At 73.5% G+C, this 18,285-nt stretch carries 15 protein-coding genes; 11 read left to right on the top strand and 4 right to left on the bottom strand.

Annotated features, from left to right (window positions below; translation table 11 throughout):
• Positions 1–231: 231 nt before the first annotated feature.
• The 9 genes from ABZS58_RS07425 (at position 232) to ABZS58_RS07385 (ending at position 14,896) form a co-directional block, all read left to right on the top strand.
• Positions 232–1,488 carry an MFS transporter gene (locus tag ABZS58_RS07425; RefSeq protein WP_354778632.1) on the top strand — a complete coding sequence of 419 codons (1,257 nt, stop codon included), beginning with the start codon at positions 232–234 and terminating at the stop codon, positions 1,486–1,488.
• Between the two features lie 64 nt (positions 1,489–1,552).
• The gene (locus tag ABZS58_RS07420) at positions 1,553–3,478 is read left to right on the top strand and encodes a non-ribosomal peptide synthetase (protein ID WP_354778630.1); all 1,926 of its coding nucleotides are present in this window, start codon (positions 1,553–1,555) and stop codon (positions 3,476–3,478) included.
• Positions 3,479–3,555: 77 nt separating this feature from the next.
• The gene (locus tag ABZS58_RS07415; RefSeq protein WP_354778628.1) at positions 3,556–4,761 is read left to right on the top strand and encodes a cytochrome P450; all 1,206 of its coding nucleotides are present in this window, start codon (positions 3,556–3,558) and stop codon (positions 4,759–4,761) included.
• Between the two features lies 1 nt (position 4,762).
• Entirely contained in the window at positions 4,763–5,785 is a 1,023-nt protein-coding gene (locus ABZS58_RS07410; RefSeq protein ID WP_354778626.1) for a methyltransferase, read from the top strand.
• The gene (locus tag ABZS58_RS07405; RefSeq protein WP_354778624.1) at positions 5,785–6,522 is read left to right on the top strand and encodes a thioesterase domain-containing protein; all 738 of its coding nucleotides are present in this window, start codon (positions 5,785–5,787) and stop codon (positions 6,520–6,522) included. Before ABZS58_RS07410 ends, ABZS58_RS07405 begins: the two co-directional genes overlap by 1 nt.
• Before the next feature lie 167 nt (positions 6,523–6,689).
• The gene (locus tag ABZS58_RS07400; RefSeq protein ID WP_354778622.1) at positions 6,690–9,998 is read left to right on the top strand and encodes an amino acid adenylation domain-containing protein; all 3,309 of its coding nucleotides are present in this window, start codon (positions 6,690–6,692) and stop codon (positions 9,996–9,998) included.
• Positions 9,995–10,777 carry a thioesterase domain-containing protein gene (locus tag ABZS58_RS07395; RefSeq protein ID WP_354778620.1) on the top strand — a complete coding sequence of 261 codons (783 nt, stop codon included), beginning with the start codon at positions 9,995–9,997 and terminating at the stop codon, positions 10,775–10,777. The genes ABZS58_RS07400 and ABZS58_RS07395 overlap by 4 nt, the downstream gene beginning before the upstream one ends.
• On the top strand, positions 10,774–14,388 hold the full coding sequence (locus ABZS58_RS07390; protein WP_354778618.1) for an SDR family NAD(P)-dependent oxidoreductase: 3,615 nt from the start codon (positions 10,774–10,776) through the stop codon (positions 14,386–14,388). The genes ABZS58_RS07395 and ABZS58_RS07390 overlap by 4 nt, the downstream gene beginning before the upstream one ends.
• Positions 14,389–14,473: 85 nt before the next feature.
• A complete protein-coding gene (locus ABZS58_RS07385; RefSeq protein ID WP_354778616.1) occupies positions 14,474–14,896 on the top strand; it encodes an ABATE domain-containing protein in 423 nt (140 codons plus the stop codon).
• Here the strand turns inward: ABZS58_RS07385 and ABZS58_RS07380 are convergent.
• Together ABZS58_RS07380 and ABZS58_RS07375 are read right to left on the bottom strand one after the other, a co-directional pair.
• Positions 14,893–15,084 (bottom strand): hypothetical protein, encoded by a 192-nt coding sequence (locus tag ABZS58_RS07380; RefSeq protein ID WP_354778614.1) that lies wholly within the window; start codon positions 15,082–15,084, stop codon positions 14,893–14,895. The two genes, ABZS58_RS07385 and ABZS58_RS07380, sit on opposite strands and share 4 nt — an antisense overlap.
• A 53-nt stretch (positions 15,085–15,137) precedes the next feature.
• Positions 15,138–15,503 carry a nuclear transport factor 2 family protein gene (locus tag ABZS58_RS07375; protein ID WP_354778612.1) on the bottom strand — a complete coding sequence of 122 codons (366 nt, stop codon included), beginning with the start codon at positions 15,501–15,503 and terminating at the stop codon, positions 15,138–15,140.
• Between the two features lie 55 nt (positions 15,504–15,558).
• Between ABZS58_RS07375 and ABZS58_RS07370 the strand changes: the two genes are divergently transcribed.
• Positions 15,559–16,173, top strand: coding sequence for a CGNR zinc finger domain-containing protein (locus tag ABZS58_RS07370; protein WP_354778610.1), 615 nt, complete (start codon positions 15,559–15,561; stop codon positions 16,171–16,173).
• On the opposite strand, the gene ABZS58_RS07365 is transcribed toward ABZS58_RS07370, so the two are convergent.
• Both ABZS58_RS07365 and ABZS58_RS07360 read right to left on the bottom strand, forming a co-directional pair.
• Positions 16,170–16,853: a hypothetical protein gene (locus ABZS58_RS07365; protein WP_354778608.1), complete on the bottom strand. Its 684-nt coding sequence runs from the start codon at positions 16,851–16,853 to the stop codon at positions 16,170–16,172. The genes ABZS58_RS07370 and ABZS58_RS07365 overlap by 4 nt on opposite strands.
• Entirely contained in the window at positions 16,850–17,764 is a 915-nt protein-coding gene (locus ABZS58_RS07360) for an NAD-dependent epimerase/dehydratase family protein (RefSeq protein WP_354778606.1), read from the bottom strand. Before ABZS58_RS07360 ends, ABZS58_RS07365 begins: the two co-directional genes overlap by 4 nt.
• A gap of 266 nt (positions 17,765–18,030) precedes the next feature.
• Between ABZS58_RS07360 and ABZS58_RS07355 the strand changes: the two genes are divergently transcribed.
• A partial coding sequence (locus ABZS58_RS07355) for a DUF6444 domain-containing protein (RefSeq protein ID WP_354778604.1) occupies positions 18,031–18,285 on the top strand: 255 nt, incomplete at its 3' end.

Below are 18,285 nucleotides of genomic sequence, written 5' to 3'. Positions count from 1 at the left end.
TGGTGTGTGGGTGAAGACTCATGCCGACACACAGCGCAGACCCGCGCACCGGAATACGAGCGTCTCGCACGAATTCCCGCAGAGGAGTCATGGGGCATGACCTCAACCAACGCGCAAAACAGGACACCAACCGCACGGGCCGGGCATCCCGGGGGCGCGGCCCTCAAGACGCCACAGCAAGGCCCGGCGGGCGCCGCGAAGCCTGCCGACGATGGTGGCCGCCGGCCCTCGGTGCTGCGCAACCGCGACTTCGCCCTGGTGTGGAGCGGCGAGTCGATCAGCCTGCTGGGCAGCGAGATCAGCGTCGTCGCGCTGCCGTCCCTCGCCGTGCTCGTCTTCGGTGAGGGCGCACTCGGCGTCGGTCTGCTGATCGCGCTGCAGTGGATCCCGTTCGTGCTGCTCGCCCCGATCATGGGGGTGCTCACCGACCGGCTGAACCGGCGGATGATGATGCAGGTCGCCAACCTCGCCCGCTTCCTCATCCTCGGCTCGCTGCCGCTGCTGTGGGCGCTGGACGGGCTGACGGTCACCCACCTGTACGCGGCGGCGGTGCTGAAGGGCATCTTCGACGTCGTCTTCCAGCTCGCCTATCAGGCGTACCTGCCGCAGCTGCTGCCGCGGGAGGACCTGGTCGACGGCAACGCCAAGACCCAGCTGAGCCGGTCCGTCGCGCTCATCTTCGGCCGCAGCGCCGGTGGCGCCCTGGTCGGCCTGCTCGGCGCCGCGCGGGCGATCACCGCCGACGCGGTCACCTATCTGCTGGCCGGTCTGAGCCTGATGTTCGTGAAGTTCCGCGAGCCCGCGCCGCAGCCCCGGCCCGGCGGTGTCGGCGCCACGCTCAAGGAGCTGCGCGGCGGTGTGTCGATGACGTTCGGCAACCGGCTGCTGCGCTACCTGACGCTGATGGCCACGTTCGGCAACACCGCCGTGTCCATGGTCCTCGCGATGATCATCGTGTTCGGCTACCAGGACCTGGACCTCAGTGCCGCGCAGATCGGTCTGGTCCTCGGCGTCGGCGGCACGCCCGTCATCCTCGGCGCGATCCTGTCCCGCCGGATCAACGAGCGTCTCGGCATGGGCCGCACGCTGCTGCTGACCCATTCGATGCTGGTGCTCGCGTTCCTGCTGCTGCCGTTCGCGCAGTTCGGCGGCACCGCGGTCGCCGTCACGATCCTGATCGTCTCGCAGGGCATCTCGTCGTTCACCACCCCGGTCGGCAACGTCGGCGTCATGACGCTGATCCAGAAGGCCACGCCGCCGCAGGCGATGGGCCGCGTCGGTGGGGTCGCCCTGCCGTTCGTCTGGGGCGCCAACGCCGCCGGCCCGCTGCTGGGCAGCGCGGTCGCCGTGACGTTCGCCAACATCACCGCGTTCTACCTGGCCGCCGCGCTCGCTGTGATCGCCGTGATCTGGGTCCTGCTGGGCCGGGTGAACAGGCTGATCGACGACGTCCCGGAGAACGAGCGAGTGGTCGTCCCGGCCGCCTAGCGAGCACCCGGCCACGTCCGTCCGGCCGCCCAGCGAGCATCCAGCCATCAGGAGGTGCACAGACATGATCACCCACCAGGACACCCCGGTCGTCCGCGACAGTGACGCCGCGACCACGACCCTGGTCTCCCGGATCGAGGAGTTCGCCCGCACCGCACCGCTGTCGCCGGCCGTCCGGCACGGCGACCGGGCGCTGACCTACGGGGAGCTCGACCAGCAGGCCAACCAGCTCGCCCACGAGCTGTCGGTCCTCGGTGTGCGGCGCGGCGACATGGTCGCCATGTATCTGGGCCGCTCGATCGAATGGGTGGTCGGCATGCTCGGCTGTCTGAAGGCCGGCGGTGTCTGCATGCCGCTGGATCCTTCGGTGCCGGCCGAGCGGTTCCACCGGGCCGTCACGGCGGGACGCCCCACCGCCGTGGTGGCAGCGGCGCACTGCCCGAACGCGGCCGAGGTGCCCCCCGTCCCGGTCGGGGTGCCCGTGGCGCCCTGCCCGGGCGGCGGGAACCCGACGCCGCCGGTGCCCAGCGGGCTGCCCGTGGTGACCATCGACGCCGGCGTGCCCGCCCGCGACCAGCTACCCGACCCCGGCCCGGCGGCGCGGCGCGAGGAGCTCGCCTACGCGATGTTCACCTCGGGCTCCACGGGCGCGGCGAAGATCGTGCTCGCGCAGCACTCCTGGCTCGCGCTGAGCGCCGCCCGCAGCGCCACCATCAACGGCACCACCGCCGCCGACCGCGGCTCCTGGCTCGGCGCGGCCGGCGCCGGCATCGCGATCCACGAGGTCGGCGGCCTGCTCTGGCAGGGAGCGGAGATCGTCATCGGCGAGCACGACGTGATCGCGTCGCCGCCCGCGCTGCGCGACTGGCTCCTCGCCGAGCAGATCACCCTCAGCTTCGTCATCACCCCCGTCGGCGAGGTGCTGCAGAACCTCCCGTGGCCGCGGGAGACCGCCCTGCGGCTGCTGACCCTCGGCGGCGACCGGCTCAACCAGTGGGGTCCGGCCGGCCTGCCGTTCGAGATCGCCGTGTCGTACGGCAGCCTCGAAGCCTTCCAGGTCGCCAACTCCAGCTACCCGTGGGACCGGCGGTGCACGCCGGCAACGGCGACGGACGCCGACCGGCAGGCCGCGCCGCCCGTCGGCCGCCCGATCGAGGGCGTCACCGTGCACCTGCTGGAGGACGACGGACGCACCCCCGTCGGCGACGGCATCGGCGAGGTCTGGATCGACTCCGACTGCCTGAGCCTCGGCTACCTGGGCGACCCGGCGCAGACCGCGGACCGCTTCCGCCCCAACCCGTTCGGCGCGCCCGGCAGCCGCCTCTACCGCTCCGGCGACGCCGGCCGCTTCCGCCCCGACGGCGTCCTGGAGCACCACGGCCGCATCGACGACATCGTGAAGATCCGCGGCCACCGGGTGGAGCTCGGCGACGTCGAGTGGGTGCTCGGCCGGCACCCCGCCGTGCGTCAGGTCGCGGTCGTGCCGACGATGGACGGCGATCAGCGCCGGCTCGTCGCCTGCTTCACCGCCGAGACCGGCGTGTCGCCGCTCGAGCTGCGCGAGCACGCCCTGGAGCGACTGCCCGACTTCATGATCCCGGTCGCCTTCGTCCAGCTGGACGAGCTGCCCCTCAACACGTCCAACAAGATCGACCGCCGCCGGCTCCCCCCGGCGGACTGGGCCCGGGGCCGTCCGGTGCGCGCGTGGCGGGCGCCCGCCCCCGGCGCGGAGACGGAGCTGGCGCGGCTGTTCGCCGACCTGCTGCACGTCGACCGGGTCGGTGCGGACGACCACTTCCTGGAGCTCGGCGGCGACTCGCTGCTGCTGGCCCGCCTGCAGGGCCACATCGAGCAGGACCTCGGCACCCGGGTCGAGATGAACGACCTGGTGACCGACCCGACCGTCAGCGGCCTGGCGCAGCTGGTCTCGGCGGCCGGCCCGACCACCGTGGCGCCCGCGATCCCCCAGATCACCCCGCGGCGGCGCTGAGCACCACCGGAGACCCCAGGAACGTCAAGGGCCCACGGGAACCCCCATGGGCCCACCGACCCGGCTTGGAGGCTGGCATGACGACAGAGGCTGCGGAAGCCACCGACAGGTTGGTGACCGCGTTCGACCATCACGACCCCGAATACACCCCCGAGACCGCGCAGCGTGTCAACAGCGGGATCCGCGACCGCGGCGTCACCTACTCCCCCGCGTACGGCGGCGTCTGGATCCTGTCCCGGTACGCCGACGTGCGCGCGGCCCTCACCGACTGGCAGACCTACAGCTCGGCCCGCGGCGTGCACTTCCCGCGCGCCGAGGGGATGCCGATGTTCTCCCCCATCGACTTCGACCCGCCGCAGCAGCGCGAGATCCGTGACCGGATGGCCGCGCCGATGACCCGGGAGGCGATCGGCGACCTGGAGGCGCAGCTGCGCGCCATGGCCGACCGGCTGCTCGCCCCGGTGGCCCAGCGCGGGCACGGCGACCTGATGAAGGAGCTCGCCGAGCCGTTCGCGATCGAGGTGCTGGGCGTCGCCTTCGGACTGTCCGAGGAGTGCCGCGGCCGGGTCCGTGCGGCGACGAAGACGATGTGGACCTACATCTCCACCGACCGCGACGCGAGCAAGTTCTGGCCCGCGTTCCACGACATCCTCGCCGAGGAGATCGAGCGGGTGCGGCGCGAGCCCGACGGCGGCTACATCGCGCGGCTGGCGGCGATGACCCGCGACGGCGAGCCGCTGCCCGACGAGGAGCTGTACTCCATCATCGTCAGCTTCTGCGTCGCCGGGCACGACAACACGATGAACTCGATCACCCGCCTGGTGCACACCCTGGGCCAGGATCCCGCGCTGCAGCTGCGGTTGCGGCACGAGCCGGAGCTGCGCGCGGCCGTCGCCGAGGAGACGCTGCGGCGCTGGTGCCCGACCGACCGGTTCACCCGGATCACCACCCGCGAGGTCACCGTCGCCGGCACCACGATCCCGGAAGGCGCCCGCGTGGTGCTGCTGTTCGACGCCGCCAACCGCGACCCGGAGAAGTTCCCGGATCCCGACGCGTTCGACCCCGACCGTGGCAACTCCCACCAGCATCTGGGTTTCGGGCACGGCATCCACCACTGCATGGGCGTGCATCTCGCCCGGGCGGAGTTCGCGGCGGTCCTGGACGCGCTCGCCGAACTGCCGGTGTTCGACCTCGCCGGCCCGAGCGAACTGCACTTCGAGAACGGCCGGCACATCATGTTCGACCAGGTGCCGGTGCGGTTCCGGGCCGGGGAGGAGCGCTGAGATGACCGTGGAGACGACGACGGCACCGCCGCCGACGCTGCTGATCGACCTGGCGACCGGCCTGTGGCGGTCGCAGACGCTGACCGCGGCGATCGAGACCGGGACGTTCGAGACCCTCGCCGACGGCGGGGCGACCGCGCCGGAGCTGGCCGAGCGGCTCGGCATCGCGCCGCGCCCGGCGGAGATCCTGCTGACCGCGTGCACCGCGCTGGGCCTGCTGGAGCAGCGCGACGGCCGCTACTACAACAGCGCCGTCGCGGACGCCTATCTGGTGCCGGGCCGGCCGGACTACTTCGCCGACTACGTGCAGATGGTCGCGAAATACACCGCGCCCGGCTGGCTGAAGGCGACGGAGGCGGTGCGCACCGACGCGCCGACCAAGCCGGTGCCGGACCCGGACCGCAACATGTTCGCCGACGGCAACCGGCCGGACTCGTTCTGGGACGGGCTCTTCGCCTTCTCCACCCTGACCGCCCGGCACCTGGCGCGGGCCGTGGATCTGTCGGGGGTGCGCCGCCTGCTGGACGTCGGCGGCGGCGCCGGCGCGACCCTGTTGGAGCTCTGCCGGCAGTACCAACACCTCAACGGCACCGTGCTGGACCTGCCGCACGTGTGCGGACTCGCGCGGCAGCGCATCGACGCGGCCGGCCTGCGGGGGCGGGTCGGCACCACGGCGGCGGACTTCTTCGACGACCCGCTGCCCACCGGGCACGACGCGGTGCTGCTGTCGATGATCCTGCACGACTGGGACGAGGCGCAGAACCGGAAGATCATCGCCGCGTGCCTGGACGCGCTGCCGTCCGGCGGCACGCTGCTCATCAGCGAGCTGCTCGTCGACGACGACAAGTCCGGACCGGTCGACGCGGCACTGATGAGCATGAACATGCTCGTCGGCTGCTGGGGACGCAACTACACGGCGGCCGAGTACAGCGGCTGGCTGCGCGACGCCGGGTGCGCCCGGGTCCGCACGGTCCGCTTCGACTCGCCCGGCGCGAACGGCGTGGTGATCGGGGAGAAGGCGTGATGGACCCGCGGCAGAGACGCTGGTTCCTGCGGGAGCCGTCACCCGATGCGAAGATGCTCCTGCTCGCCATGCCGTACTCCGGCTGCGGCGCCTCCATGTACAAGGGCTGGCCGACGAGCGTCGGCGACGCCGAGGTGGTGCCGATCCAGCAGCCCTTCCGGGAGAACCGGATGCGGGAGCCGCACTTCGGCACCTACCAGGACGTCACCAAGATGATGCTCGACGACATCGGCGACATCGTCACCGGCCGCCCGTGGGCGGTGTTCGGGCACTGCGGCGGCGCGCTGCCGGCGTTCGAGACGGTGATCCAGGCCCGCGAACGCGGCCTGACGCCGCCGCACCAGTGCTTCATGTCCAGCCAGGTCGCGCCGCAGGACGGCCCGTGGGGCCGGTTCCTGAGCCTCGACGAGGACGGGCTGCGCGCCGAGATCGCCGGTCTGCTCAGCGCGATGGGCGCCGCCGGGTCCGCGGCCGAGGAGCTCGTCGACCTCTTCATCGACACCATGGAGGCCGACGTCGAGGCCAACCGGGTGTACTGGCGCCCGGCCGGCACCGTCGACTGCCCGATCACGGGCATCGGCTGGGACGAGGACGTCGAGGTGCCGCACGGGCTGATGACCGGCTGGCCGCTGTGGGCGCCCTACGAGAAGGTGCTCCTGCACGGCACGCACTACAGCTTCCTGGAGGCTCCGGCCGAGCTCATCGACGTCCTGGCCGAACGAATGCGCGCCGGCTGACCGGCCCTTTCGCGCACCTTCGCGCACCTTCGCGCACCTAGGGACCCCGGCGACGGCGGGGTCCCTCGGCTCGTGCTGACTGTGAAGTATCCATGGTCTCAAATGGCAAACTCGGCAAAGTCTGTATAGCCTGTACTCAACCGCACGCTGACTGGGAGGACCGTTCCATGCCTCAACAGAGCGAGTTGCTTCGTCGACTGCGCCGGCTCCCCGGGGAGCGCCGGGACGAATTGCTGGCCCGGCTGGAGGGCGTCTCGTCGGGGATCCGATCGGCGCCGCTGTCGTTGCGGCAGGAGCAGCTGTGGCTGTTCGACCGGTTCGCCCCCAGCAGCCGGGCGTACGGGCTCGGCTTCGCCTTCCCGATCGAAGGCCCCCTCGACCCCGAGGCGCTGCGCGCCGCGCTCGTGGACCTGCAGCAGCGGCACACCGTGCTGCGCTCGACGTTCCCCGACGACGACGAGCAGGGCACCCAGCACGTGCAGCAGACCCCGCAGGACCTCCGCCTCGACGTCGAGGACGTGCCCGCCGACCGGCTGCGCGGACGCGCCGACGAGATCGTCCACGACGAGCTGCGCCGCGGCCTCGACCTCAACTCCGGGCCGATGGTGCGGTGCAGGCTGCTGCGCGCCGACGAGGAGCGCCACCTGCTGGTGCTCACCAGCCACTACATCGTGCTCGACCCGCGCTCCGCCGGCGTGCTGCAGCGCGACCTCGCCGTCGCCTACGAGGCCCGGGTCGCGGGCAGCGCGCCGCAGTGGAAGGAGGAGCCGGTCGACTTCGGCGCCTACGCCGCCTGGCAGCGCGAGTGGGCCGGGCAGGACGCCGCCCGCGAGGCCGCCGAGTACTGGCGCGGCACCCTCGCCGGCTGGGAGGGCACCGAGCTGCCCGCCGACCACGCCCGCCCGCGCCTGCTCGACCTGACCAGCGACGTCGTCCGGGTCCCCGTCCCCACCGAACTGCTGGCCGCCGCCGACGGCCTGCCGGGGCACGAGCGCCGAGACGTGCTGCTCGCCGCGTTCCTCGTCGTCGTCGCCCGGCACACCGCCCGCAGCGACCTCACCATCGGCGTCCCCACCGACGTGCCCGGCCCGTTCGACCCGGACCTGCTCGTCGGCGACTGCGGCAACCTCGTGCCGCTGCGGGTCGAGCTCGACGAGGCCGACACGTTCGCCGCCGTCGTCGCCGAGATCCGCGCCGCCCGGCACGCCGGCGCCGACCACGCGGTCCTGCCGTTCAAGCTGATCCTCGACGCGCTCGGCGTCGAACCCGACGCCGGCAGGCTGCCCCTGGTGCAGATCGGCTTCGCCGACACCGGCGAGCCGGCCGCGCCGGTGGAGGCCGACGGCGTGCGCATCGGCTGCGAGCAGGTCGACGCCGGCGCCGGCACGTTCGAGCTGGCGCTCGAGGTCAGCGGCGGCGCGCGGCCCACCGCGGCGGTCCGCTACGCGACGTCGCTGTACGAGCGCGGCACCGCCACCCGGCTGCTGGAGCGGTTCCTGCAGACGCTCGGCGCGCTGTGCGCGCGGCCGGACCGGCCGCTCGGCGACGCCCGCATCGGCACCGACGAGGAGCGCGCGGACGTCCTGGAGCGCTGGAACGCCCCGATCGGCGACCCGGCCGACACGACGCTGCACGAGCTCTTCGCCGACGTCGTCGCCGCCGGCCCGGACCACACCGCGCTGTCCTGGCAGGGTGGCAGCCTCACCTACCGCACCCTCGACACGTGGTCGTGCCGGATCGCCGACGAGCTCGTCACCACCGGTGTCGGCCTCGGCGACCTCGTCCCCGTCGTCATGGAGCGCGGCCCGGCGCTCATCGCCGCCGTGCTCGGCATCATGCGCGCCGGCGGCGCCTACGTCCCGATCGACACCGGCCAGCCCGACGAGCGGCTCGCGATGATCCTGGAGGACACCGGCGCGGGCACCGTCGTCGTCTCCCCCGGCACCGCCGAGAGGATCCCGCAGCCGCTGCGGCTCGTCGTCGGCACCGACCCCGCCGACGTCGCACCTGCGGAGGAGGTGGCCTGCCACCGCGGCGCGCCGGCCGTCGTGCCGCCCGCGTCCGCCGCGTACGTCATCTACACGTCGGGTTCGACCGGCCGGCCGAAGGGCGTCATCGTCGAGCACCGCAACGCCGCCAACTTCGTGCGGACCGTCCGTGGGATGTTCGACCTCACCCCCGCCGACCGGGTCCTGCACTTCGCGTCGCCCGGCTTCGACGTGTCCGTGTTCGAGATCTTCGGGTCGCTGCTCAACGGCGCCGAGCTGTACGTGATGGACGAGGACCAGCGCCGCAACGTCGACGCCCTCGACACCGTCCTACGGGAGCGGAGGATCACCGTCGTCGACCTGCCGCCGGCCATCATGGAGCTGCTCGCCCCCGAGGGCTACCCGGACCTGCGGATCGCGTTCGTCGGCGGTGAGGCGTTCACCGGCGAGCTCACCACCCGGTGGGCCCGCGGCCGGGGCTTCTGGAACGGCTACGGCCCGACCGAGACCACCGTCACCGTCGTCGCCAAGCAATGCGAGGGCGAGTGGACGTCGTCGCCACCGATCGGCCGGGCGATGGCCAACCACCGCGCCTACGTCGTCGACACCGCCGGCGCCGGGGTCCTCCCGGTCGGCGCGATCGGCGAGCTCGCCGTCGCCGGGCTCGGTGTCGCCCGCGGCTACCTGGGCCGCGCCGACCTGACCGCCGACCGCTTCCGCCCCGACCCGGACGGCCCGCCCGGCTCCCGCCGCTACCTCACCGGCGACCTCGCCGTCTGGAACGACGAGGGCGAGCTGGAGTTCGTCGGCCGTGCCGACCGGCAGGTGAAGGTCCGCGGCGTGCGGATCGAGCTCGGCGAGGTCGAGGCCGCGCTGCAGGCGGTCGACGGGGTCGCCCAGGCGGTCGCCGAGGTCGCCAACGATCCTCGCACCGGTGCGCTGCTCATGGCGTACGTGGTGCCGGAGCGCGCCGGGGAGCTGCAGCTGGACACGGTCCGCTCCGCCGTCGCGGGCCGGCTGCCCTCGGCGATGGTGCCTTCGGTGCTGGTGCCCCTCGAGGCCGTGCCGCTGACGCCGAGCGGCAAGATCGACCGGCGCCGGCTGCCCGCCGTGGAGTTCGCCGCCGTCGACGAGCTCACCGAGGCCGACGAGGAGAACAGCACCCCGACCGAGCGCACCATGCGCGAGGAGGTGTTCGCCCCACTGCTGGGCGCCCGCATCGGCAACGACGTCAACTTCTTCGCCGCCGGCGGCACCAGCCTCCAGGCGATCCAGCTGTCGTCGCGGGTCAACGCGGTCTTCGGGGTCGCGGTGCCGATCGCCGAGTTCTTCGCCACCCCGACCGTGTCCGGCCTGTCGGCGCTGGTCGACGCGGCCGGCTCCGCCCAGGGCGCGCAGCGCGACGCCCTCGCCGAGGCCCTGGCGGCCGTCGAAGGGCGCAGCGACGAGGAGATCGCCGAGCTCGCCGCGGAACTGGACGCGCGATGACGACCTCCACGGTGAGCTTCGCCACCGACTCGCAGTGGGTGCGCCGGGTGCCCCGGGAAGGCGCCCGGCTCCGGCTGATCTGCCTGCCCTTCGCCGGCGGCGGCGCGTCCGTCTACCAGGGCATGGCGGCGCACCTACCGCCGTGGGTCGAGGTCATCGCCGTGCAGCCCCCGGGGCACGAGGACCGGTCCCGTGAGGACCTGCCGGGAAGCATCCCCGGGCTCGTCACGGCGTGCTCGATCGCGCTGCGGCCGTACACGACGATGCCCTACGCCCTGTACGGCCACTGCGCCGGCGCCCTGCTCGCCTACGAGGTCGCGCACGAGATGGGCAAGCGCTTCGGCACCTGGCCGCAGCGGCTCGTCGTGGGCGAGCAGCCCGCACCGCAGGCCCCGCCGCCCGCCGAGCCGCTGCACCGGCAGCCGGACGAGGACCTCCTCGCGTCCATCCGCGACCGTGGCGGGCTGCCCGAGGCCGTCGCCGGCAACGCGCAGCTGCTGGAGTTCCTGCTGCCCGTGCTGCGCGGCGACTTCGCGCTCTGGGAGGCCTACCGGCACCGCCCGCGCCCGCCGCTGCCGGTCCCGATCACCACCGTGCGCGGCACGACCGGCTCGGTCGACGAGACCGCGATGGCCGGCTGGGACCGCCATACCACCGCCGGGCGCACCGGCGTGACCGTCGAGGGCGGCCACTACTTCATCGTCGGGCTGACCGCGGCGGCGGCCGGACAGATCGCCGCCGCCCTGGAGGGCCCCCCAGAGGGAAGGACGTCTCCGTGAGCACCACCGACACCATCGCCCGGATCGCGGCCGGCGCGGCCGGCGTGCAGGACGCCGCCGCCGTCTTCGACCGCAAGCTCCGCGCCCCGAACGCCCGCAGGTCCGCCGCCCGTGACTCCGGCGGGCTGCCCAGTGGCGTCGAGGTCCCCGCCGACCGTCCCGCGCTGGTCCGCGGCCCGGAGCCGGTGCCGCCGCCCGACGCGGTCGCCACGCTGCCCGAGGCCCTGGAGCGCGCCGCCCGGATCGCGCCCGGCCGCGGCACCACGTATGTGCTCCCCGACGGCGGCACCGACCGGCAGACCTACGCCGAGCTCTACGACGAGGCCCGCCGCGTCCTGGGCGGCCTGCGCCGGCACGACCTGGCCCCCGGCGACGCCGTGCTGCTGCAGTGCGCCGACAGCCGCACGTTCGTCACCGCCTGGTGGGCGTGCGTCCTCGGTGGGTTCATGCCGACCGCGGTCGCCGCCGCACCGGAGTACAGCGGCGACAACGCCGCCGTGCGCAAGCTCGCCTCCGCGTGGGAGCTGCTCGGCAGACCCCCCGTGATCGCCGACGCCGCGTTGTCCGAAGGCGTGCGGTCCCTCGGCGACCGGCTGCCGGGCCTGCGCGTCCTCGCGGCGGACTCGCTCTCCGGCGACGTCGTTGCGGACTGGTCGGTGCCCGACCCCGAGTCGCTGATCGTCAACCTGCTCACCTCCGGCAGCACCGGCACCCCGAAATGCGTCCAGCACCGGCACCGCACGATCGTCGCCCGCACGTACGCCACGATCGCCGCCAACGGCTTCACCGAGGACGACGTCTCGCTCAACTGGATGCCGCTCGACCACGTCGGCGGCATGATCATGTTCAACCTGCGGGACGTGTTCCTCACCTGCGAGCACGTCAACGTCCGCACCGGGTCGGTGATCCGCCGCCCGCTGCTGTGGCTCGACTGCGTCGAGAAGTTCCGGGCGACCTGCACGTGGGCGCCGAACTTCGCCTTCTCCCTCGTCGTGCAGCGCGCCGACGAGATCGCCGCCGGGTCCTGGGATCTGCGCACGCTCACCAACATCTGCAACGCCGGCGAGGCCGTCGTCGCCCGCACCGCCCGCCGCTTCGTGGAGCTGCTCGCCCCGCACGGCCTGCCCGCCGACGCCATGATCCCCTGCTGGGGCATGTCGGAGACGTCGTCCGGGGTCACGTACTCGCGCATGCACCGCGACGACCCCGGCGCCGGCACGATCGCGCTGGTGCCCGCGTCCCTGGACGGCGCGCTGCGTGAGCTGCCCGCCGGCACCCCCGGCGCGGTCGTCGTCACCGAGGTCGGCGGGCCCATCCCGGGCGTCGCGCTGCGCATCGTCGACCCGTCCGATGCGGTGCTGCCCGAGGGGCGGGTCGGCCGGTTGCACATCAGCGGCACGACGGTGCAGAACGGATATGCGCACAACGAGAGGGCCAACGCGGAGAGCTTCACCGGCGACGGCTGGTTCGACACCGGCGACCTCGGCTTCCTGCGCGACGGGCGGCTCTTCCTGACCGGCCGGCAGAAGAACATGGTCATCGTCAACGGCGCCAACTTCCCGGCCCACGAGATCGAGGCCGTCGTCGAGCAGGTCTCCGGTGTACGACCGGCGTGCTCGGCCGTCGCGGGCGTGCCCGACGAGGACACCGGCACCGACGCGCTCGTCGTGTTCTTCGTCCCGGCGACCGACGACGTGCCGGCGGTGGTCGACGACATCCGCACCGCGCTGTCCCGCGACCTGGCGCTGCGCCCGACCTTCCTGGTGCCGGTGACGGAGCGGGAGTTCCCTCGGCAGAACGGCGGCAAGGTCCAGCGCGAGCGGCTCCTGGAGGGCTGGCGCGAGGGCACCTTCGACGACCGCTGCTACGCCGACGCCACCGGGCCCACCGCCGCTGTCGAGGACGACGCAGATCTCCCGGCGCTGTCCGTCGTCTGGGAGTCCGCCGCCGCGCCGCTGCGCCCCCGCCCGTCCGGTCCCGTCGCCGTCTTCGTCAGCGGGCCGCGTCCCGCCTGGCTGGACCGGGTCGCCTCGCTGTCCGACCTCGGCCCGGCCACGCAGGTGCTGTTCGTGGCCACGGCGGCCTCCCCGGACCCGCTCGGTGACTTCCTCACGGTCGCCGCGGCCGTCGGGCCCGACGCCGAGCTCACCGTCCTCACCCAGGGCGCCGTGCGGGCCGCCGACGGCGACGTGGTCGTGCCGGAGCTCGCCGGGCTGACCGCGCTGGTGCGGACCGCCGCCTCGGAACGCGTCGCCGCCCGGGTCAGCCTTCTCGACGCGCCCGCCGGCGCCGATCTGGCCGCGCTCGCGCAGCTGCGGCACGACGACGACGTGGTCGCCGTGCGCGACGGCGCCCCGCTCGTCCAGCGGCTGCGCACCACGTCGCTGCCCGAGGCGTTCGACGTCCCGGCCGGTGTCCTGCCCCGCGGCGGCACCTGCCTGGTCACCGGCGGGCTCGGCGGCCTCGGCCGGACGATCGCCGAGCACCTCGTCGCCGCGCACGGGGCACGGCTGCTCATCGTCGGGCGCACCCCCGCGTCGCGCCTGGACGACGGCTCCCGCGAGGCCCTGGAGATTCTCGCGTCGGTCGGCGAGGTCCGGTACCGCACCGCCGACGTCACCGACGCCGACACCCTCGCCCGTGAGGTCGCCGACGCGGAGGCCGCCTGGGGCCGCGGGCTCGACCTGGTGCTGCACCTGGCCGGGGCGCCGGTCGCGCCGCAGTGGGAGCACCTGACGGACCACGAGCTGCGGACCGAGACCGCGGACTGGCTCGCCGGGATGCTCCGCCCGAAGGCCGGCGGGTGCGCCGTCGTCGACCGGCTCCTGCAGACCCGTCCGGACACGGCCGTCGTGGTGTTCTCGTCCGTCAACGGCGTCTTCGGCGGCACCGGATTCGGCGCGTACGCCGCTGCCAACGCCGTCCTCGACGGGTGGGCGCAGCGGTGGTCGGCGACCGGGCGGCGGGCGCAGAGCCTCGGCTGGAGCATGTGGGACGGGCCCGGCATGAACCAGGGCAGCCCCCTCGTCGCCGCGGCGCGGCACCGCGGGCTCACCTTGATCGACCCGGCCCGCGGGACCCTGGCGTTCCTCGGGGCGTTGCACGCCGGGGTGGTGCACCTGCTGATCGGCGCGGACCCGTCGAACGAGCAGATCAAACCGTTCCTGGCGGCGGACCAGCTGCGGGGCGGCACGATCGCGGTCGCGGTGGTGCCCGGCCCCGGGGAGGACCCGCAGCGGGTCCGGTCCGCGGTCGCCGCACGGCTCGCGGGTGAGGGCATCTTCGCGCGGATCGCGGTGACGACCCGGATCGAGCGCGACCGCGGCGGCGCCCCTGACCCGTCGGCGGTGCTCGCGGCGATCGGGTCCGGCGCGGCGGGCTACGTCGCGCCGGAGGGCCGCCTGGAGGAGCTCGTCGCGTCCGCCGCGGCCGACGTGCTGTCGGTGCCCCGGATCGGGCGGGAGGACTCGTTCTTCAGCCTCGGCTGCGACTCGGTGCGGGCGTTGCAGCTCGCGCAGGCGCTCAGCGAACGGCTCGGCGCACCCGTCACGGTCGGGTCGCTGTACGAGTCGCCGACGGTCCGCGCCCTGGCGGCCACCATCGCCACCTGACCTCTGCTCCTCCTCTCAGACGGCCTCTTTTAGACGGCCTCCGCCGGTCGGCTCTTCGGTGGGGGCCGTCGCCTAGGGTGGACGGATGGCGGCACTGACCGGGCGGATGTCCCTCGACCTGTTGCACCCCGCCGGCGCTCAGGACCCGGCCCGATGGCTCGGTGCCGTCACGGGGCTCGACAGCATCACGACGACGGCGGCCGACATCGCGCCGGTGCACGCGCTGCGCGACTCGGTGCGCCGCACCGCGGCGAGGGCCGCGGCAGGAGCTCCCGCGAGCATCGTCGACCGGCTGGCCCTCAACGCCGCCGCGGCGGTCACCCCACCGCGGCCGGTGCTCCGCCCCGACGGCCGCCGCTCCGTGGACCGCCCGGTGCCCGTGCCGGAGGTCTTGTCGCTGCTGGCCCGCGACGCGATCGACCTGTTCGGCGGCCCCCTCGCGGCACGGATCCGGATGTGCGCCGGTTGTGGCCTGCCGTACGTGGCCTGGCCGGCGCGGCACTGTTAGGCGAGACGGCCGGTTTCGACGTGGCTGACGTCGCCGCCGGCGTCGAGCAGGAACGCGAGGGACCTGCCGAGCACCGGAACGCCCCGCAGGGCGTCCGCCACGCGCGGTCTGGAGCGCGCCGGCAGATCCGCGCGGGTCGGCAGCGGGGCGCCGGCGGGCGTGACGGCATCGACCGGGAACGTGACCACCCGCAGACTGTAAGGCCCCGGCCGGTCGGCCGGGGCCCGTCGTGCCGCCAGGGTCAGACCTCGGTCTGCTGGTGGAACACGCTGCGCCATTCGTCGTCCTCGCGGGCGTAGACGCTCGTGGCGAAGACCTCGAACTTCTGCTTCTCGTCGTCGATCAGCGCGGTCACCGTCGCCTTGTAGGTCACCAGGGCGCTGTCCTCGCTGATCTGCACGACCTTCAGGTGGGTCAGATCGGTCTTGAGGAACGGGTTCTCGTTCTTGGTGACGTTCGGGACGATGTCCGCCTTCCCGGCGACCCCGTGTTTACTCACGGTCAGGGCATCATCTCGTACCACCCGTTCGTAGAAGCCGCCGTCGCCCTCGCGGTTGGCGCGCCACATCTCCTTCTCGAGCTGCTTCAACTCAGTTGCGATAGTCATGTCGCCCCCTTCCGGTCGTCGATTACCCGCGGACTGCACCGGTTAAACTGGTTACGTGCACCCCGGTATCCACGTGTTGACCAGCGCCGACGGTCAGCGGTTCTCGTTCGATCCCGGCAGTCTCAGCATCGAGCTGCTCGCCACCGGCGGGCCCGGCGCGGGGCGCCGCTGGGAGATCCTGCACCGGCCCGAGGACCTCGCGGACTGGCTGACCCGCACCCGCCTCGCCGCGACCGCTCCGCTCACCGTCGGTGACGTGCGGATCAGCGCGGGCGACCTGGACCGGATCCGGCACCTGCGGGACACGTTCTGGTCCGTCGCGCCGGCGCTGGCCCAGCGCAGTACCGTGGCAGCCGCCGACATCGAGACCATCAACGGCTACGCGGCGCCGCCGCCCCGCTTCCGCGTCGACCCGGCGGACCTGAGCCGGCGGTGGGTCACCCCGATCACCGGCCGGCAGCTGCTCGGCGCCTTCGCCCGCGACGCGCTCGACGTGATCGGCACCGCCGAGCTGCGCGCCCGGCTCCGCGAGTGCGCCGGCAACCCCTGCGAGCTCATCTTCCTCGACACGTCCCGCCCGGGGAACCGCCGCTGGTGCTCCATGGAGCGCTGCGGCAACCGCAACAAGGCCCGCAACCGTCGCGCGGAGCCGACGGCTCCCGAGGCCTAGCCCGCCGGGGTCAGGCGGAGCCAGCGGCAGCTCCAGTCGTCGTCGTTGCCGGGGACCGGCGGGCCGTGCTGCTCCTCCGCGGGCGCGTACCGGCCGCGCGTCCCGTCCAGCCATCCGCAGCTGACCCGGTAGGCGCCGGACGGCAGCGGCAGCACGGTGCCGACGCCGAGCATGTGCTCCAGGTCCAGTGCGGTCGGGCCGGCGTTCGAGCGGCCGTCCGGCAGGCCGGTCACGTCCGTGGCGGCGACCGGGGCCCACACGATCGCGACGCGGCCGGTCGGGAGGTCCAGCCCGGCGACCGGCAGCTCCCTCGCCCGCGCGACGGGCGTGGTCACGTACCGGCGCGGGCCGTCGGCGTTGCGGACCCATGAGCGCATGACGAGCAGGCCGCCGTCGCCGGTGGCCGCGACCTCCGCGGTGCCGGGGCCGTCCATCTCCCACACGAGGCCGGTGTGCTTGCCACCATCGCCGAAGCGGACGAGCCCGGCGTCGAACTCGTCGTCGTCCGACGGGTACAGGACGGTGGTGGCGCGGGCCAGGTCGCAGCCCGGGTCGAGCTCGTGGTCGTCGGCCAGGACGGCGCCGCCCCAGGCCGCGAACGCGTCGGCGGCACAGATCAGCAGCGGGCCGCCCTCACCGCCGACACGCGCGAGCCAGGCGTCGGCGGGCTTACGGCTCACGGCTCACGCGGAAACGTCTCCTCGACGGAGCCGTCCAGGGACCGCCCGGTCAGCGGCGAGATGTACAGCTCGGCGAGCAGCACGTCCCCGAGGTACGACGGGTTGACGCCGGGCTCCTTGCGCCCCAACGCCTGCATCGCCCCGCCGAGCCGCAGCGACGCCCGGACCGCGGCGGCGGGCATGCGGCGCACCTTGCGGGGCCGCCCGACCGCGGCGGCGACCCGGCCGAGCATCTCGTCCCAGGTGAGGTTCTCGTCGGCAACGGGAATGTCCTCGTCGCTGCCCCGTTCGAGCGCGTCGGCGGCGACCACCGCGACGGCCCGCGCCGACGTCACCGCCGTCCCGCCGACAGGAGCGAGCAGCGGGGACCTCGACCTGGCCCAGCGGTCCAGCGCTCCGGCCCAGTTCGGCAGCCGGTCCCCCGCCCGGCCGAACACGAACGGCAGCTCCAGCACGGCGACGGGCAGTCCCGGCCCGGCCGCCTCGCGTGCCTCCTGGGCCTGTTCGACGCGGCAGCGGATGTACGTGTGCCGCTGCGTCAACCGCAGCTCGGGACGCAGCCTGTCGTAGTACGTGTAGTACGACCCCATCACGACCCCGCGCGTGAGCCCTTCCTCCCGGGCCGCGGTGAAGAGCCGCACCACAGGGTCGACGATGTCGCGGCGGAACTGCGGATGGATCGGCTTGCGCAGCGGCTTCTGCTCGTCGGTACGAGCCGCATACACCACCCCGTCATGCCCGGCGAGCACCGCCCGCAACTCGTCGGCCGACGCGCTGTCCATGTCGAGCAGATGGTCCACCCCGGGCTGCGCGCTCCGCGCCACGGTCGTCACCTGGTGTCCCCGCTCGCGGAGCACGTCCACGACATGCGCCCCGATCAACCCGCTGCCACCCACCACAAGAATCCGCACGCCGAATCCTGCCCGTCTCCCCCACCCACTTGTCAAGCGAAGATCCCCGATCCCCAGCCGTCCACCGCCGGCCTGCGCGCCATTATCGTGCCCTCGGACGCTCTGACGCCTGCGCTGGACTTGGTGTTGCGCAACCGGGACAATGAAGGGGCAGCGCCTACCGGGGGGAGGCGGCCCGTGCCACGACCTTACTTTTCTGTTACTGGTCAGGTGCTGGTCGGCGGGTCGGTTTGACTTGGGTCGATTGATGTCTGGATCATGGTCGGGTGTCTGGGACTTCGTCGATCGAGCAGCTGCTGGAGCGGCTTGCCCGGTTGGAGGCCCGGGTCGGTGAGCTTGAGCGGGACAACGCCGTGGTGCGGGTGGAGAATGCCGGGCTGCGGCAGCAGAACGCGGTGTTGCGGGCGGAGAACGCGGACCTGAGAGCCCGGTTGGGGCAGGATTCGTCGAACTCGTCGAAGCCTCCGTCGTCGGACGGGTTGGGCAAGCCTGCGCCGAAGTCGTTGCGGACCAGGTCCGGG

Source organism: Dactylosporangium sp. NPDC005555 (genome assembly GCF_040605635.1).
In the GTDB taxonomy this organism is placed as follows: Bacteria; Actinomycetota; Actinomycetes; order Mycobacteriales; family Micromonosporaceae; genus Dactylosporangium.
Note: the sequence above shows the minus strand (reverse complement) of the source record. Positions and strands in the feature narration are given on the sequence as shown.

Bases quoted from the DNA above. Each gene is read 5' to 3' on its own strand.
- ABZS58_RS07420 (WP_354778630.1), top strand. From the start codon at position 1,553: ATGATCACCCACCAGGACACCCCGGTCGTCCGCGACAGTGACGCCGCG.
- ABZS58_RS07400 (WP_354778622.1), top strand. From the start codon at position 6,690: ATGCCTCAACAGAGCGAGTTGCTTCGTCGACTGCGCCGGCTCCCCGGG.
- ABZS58_RS07375 (WP_354778612.1), bottom strand. From the start codon at position 15,503: ATGACTATCGCAACTGAGTTGAAGCAGCTCGAGAAGGAGATGTGGCGC.
- ABZS58_RS07405 (WP_354778624.1), top strand. From the start codon at position 5,785: ATGGACCCGCGGCAGAGACGCTGGTTCCTGCGGGAGCCGTCACCCGAT.
- ABZS58_RS07385 (WP_354778616.1), top strand. From the start codon at position 14,474: ATGGCGGCACTGACCGGGCGGATGTCCCTCGACCTGTTGCACCCCGCC.
- ABZS58_RS07415 (WP_354778628.1), top strand. From the start codon at position 3,556: ATGACGACAGAGGCTGCGGAAGCCACCGACAGGTTGGTGACCGCGTTC.
- ABZS58_RS07410 (WP_354778626.1), top strand. From the start codon at position 4,763: ATGACCGTGGAGACGACGACGGCACCGCCGCCGACGCTGCTGATCGAC.
- ABZS58_RS07395 (WP_354778620.1), top strand. From the start codon at position 9,995: ATGACGACCTCCACGGTGAGCTTCGCCACCGACTCGCAGTGGGTGCGC.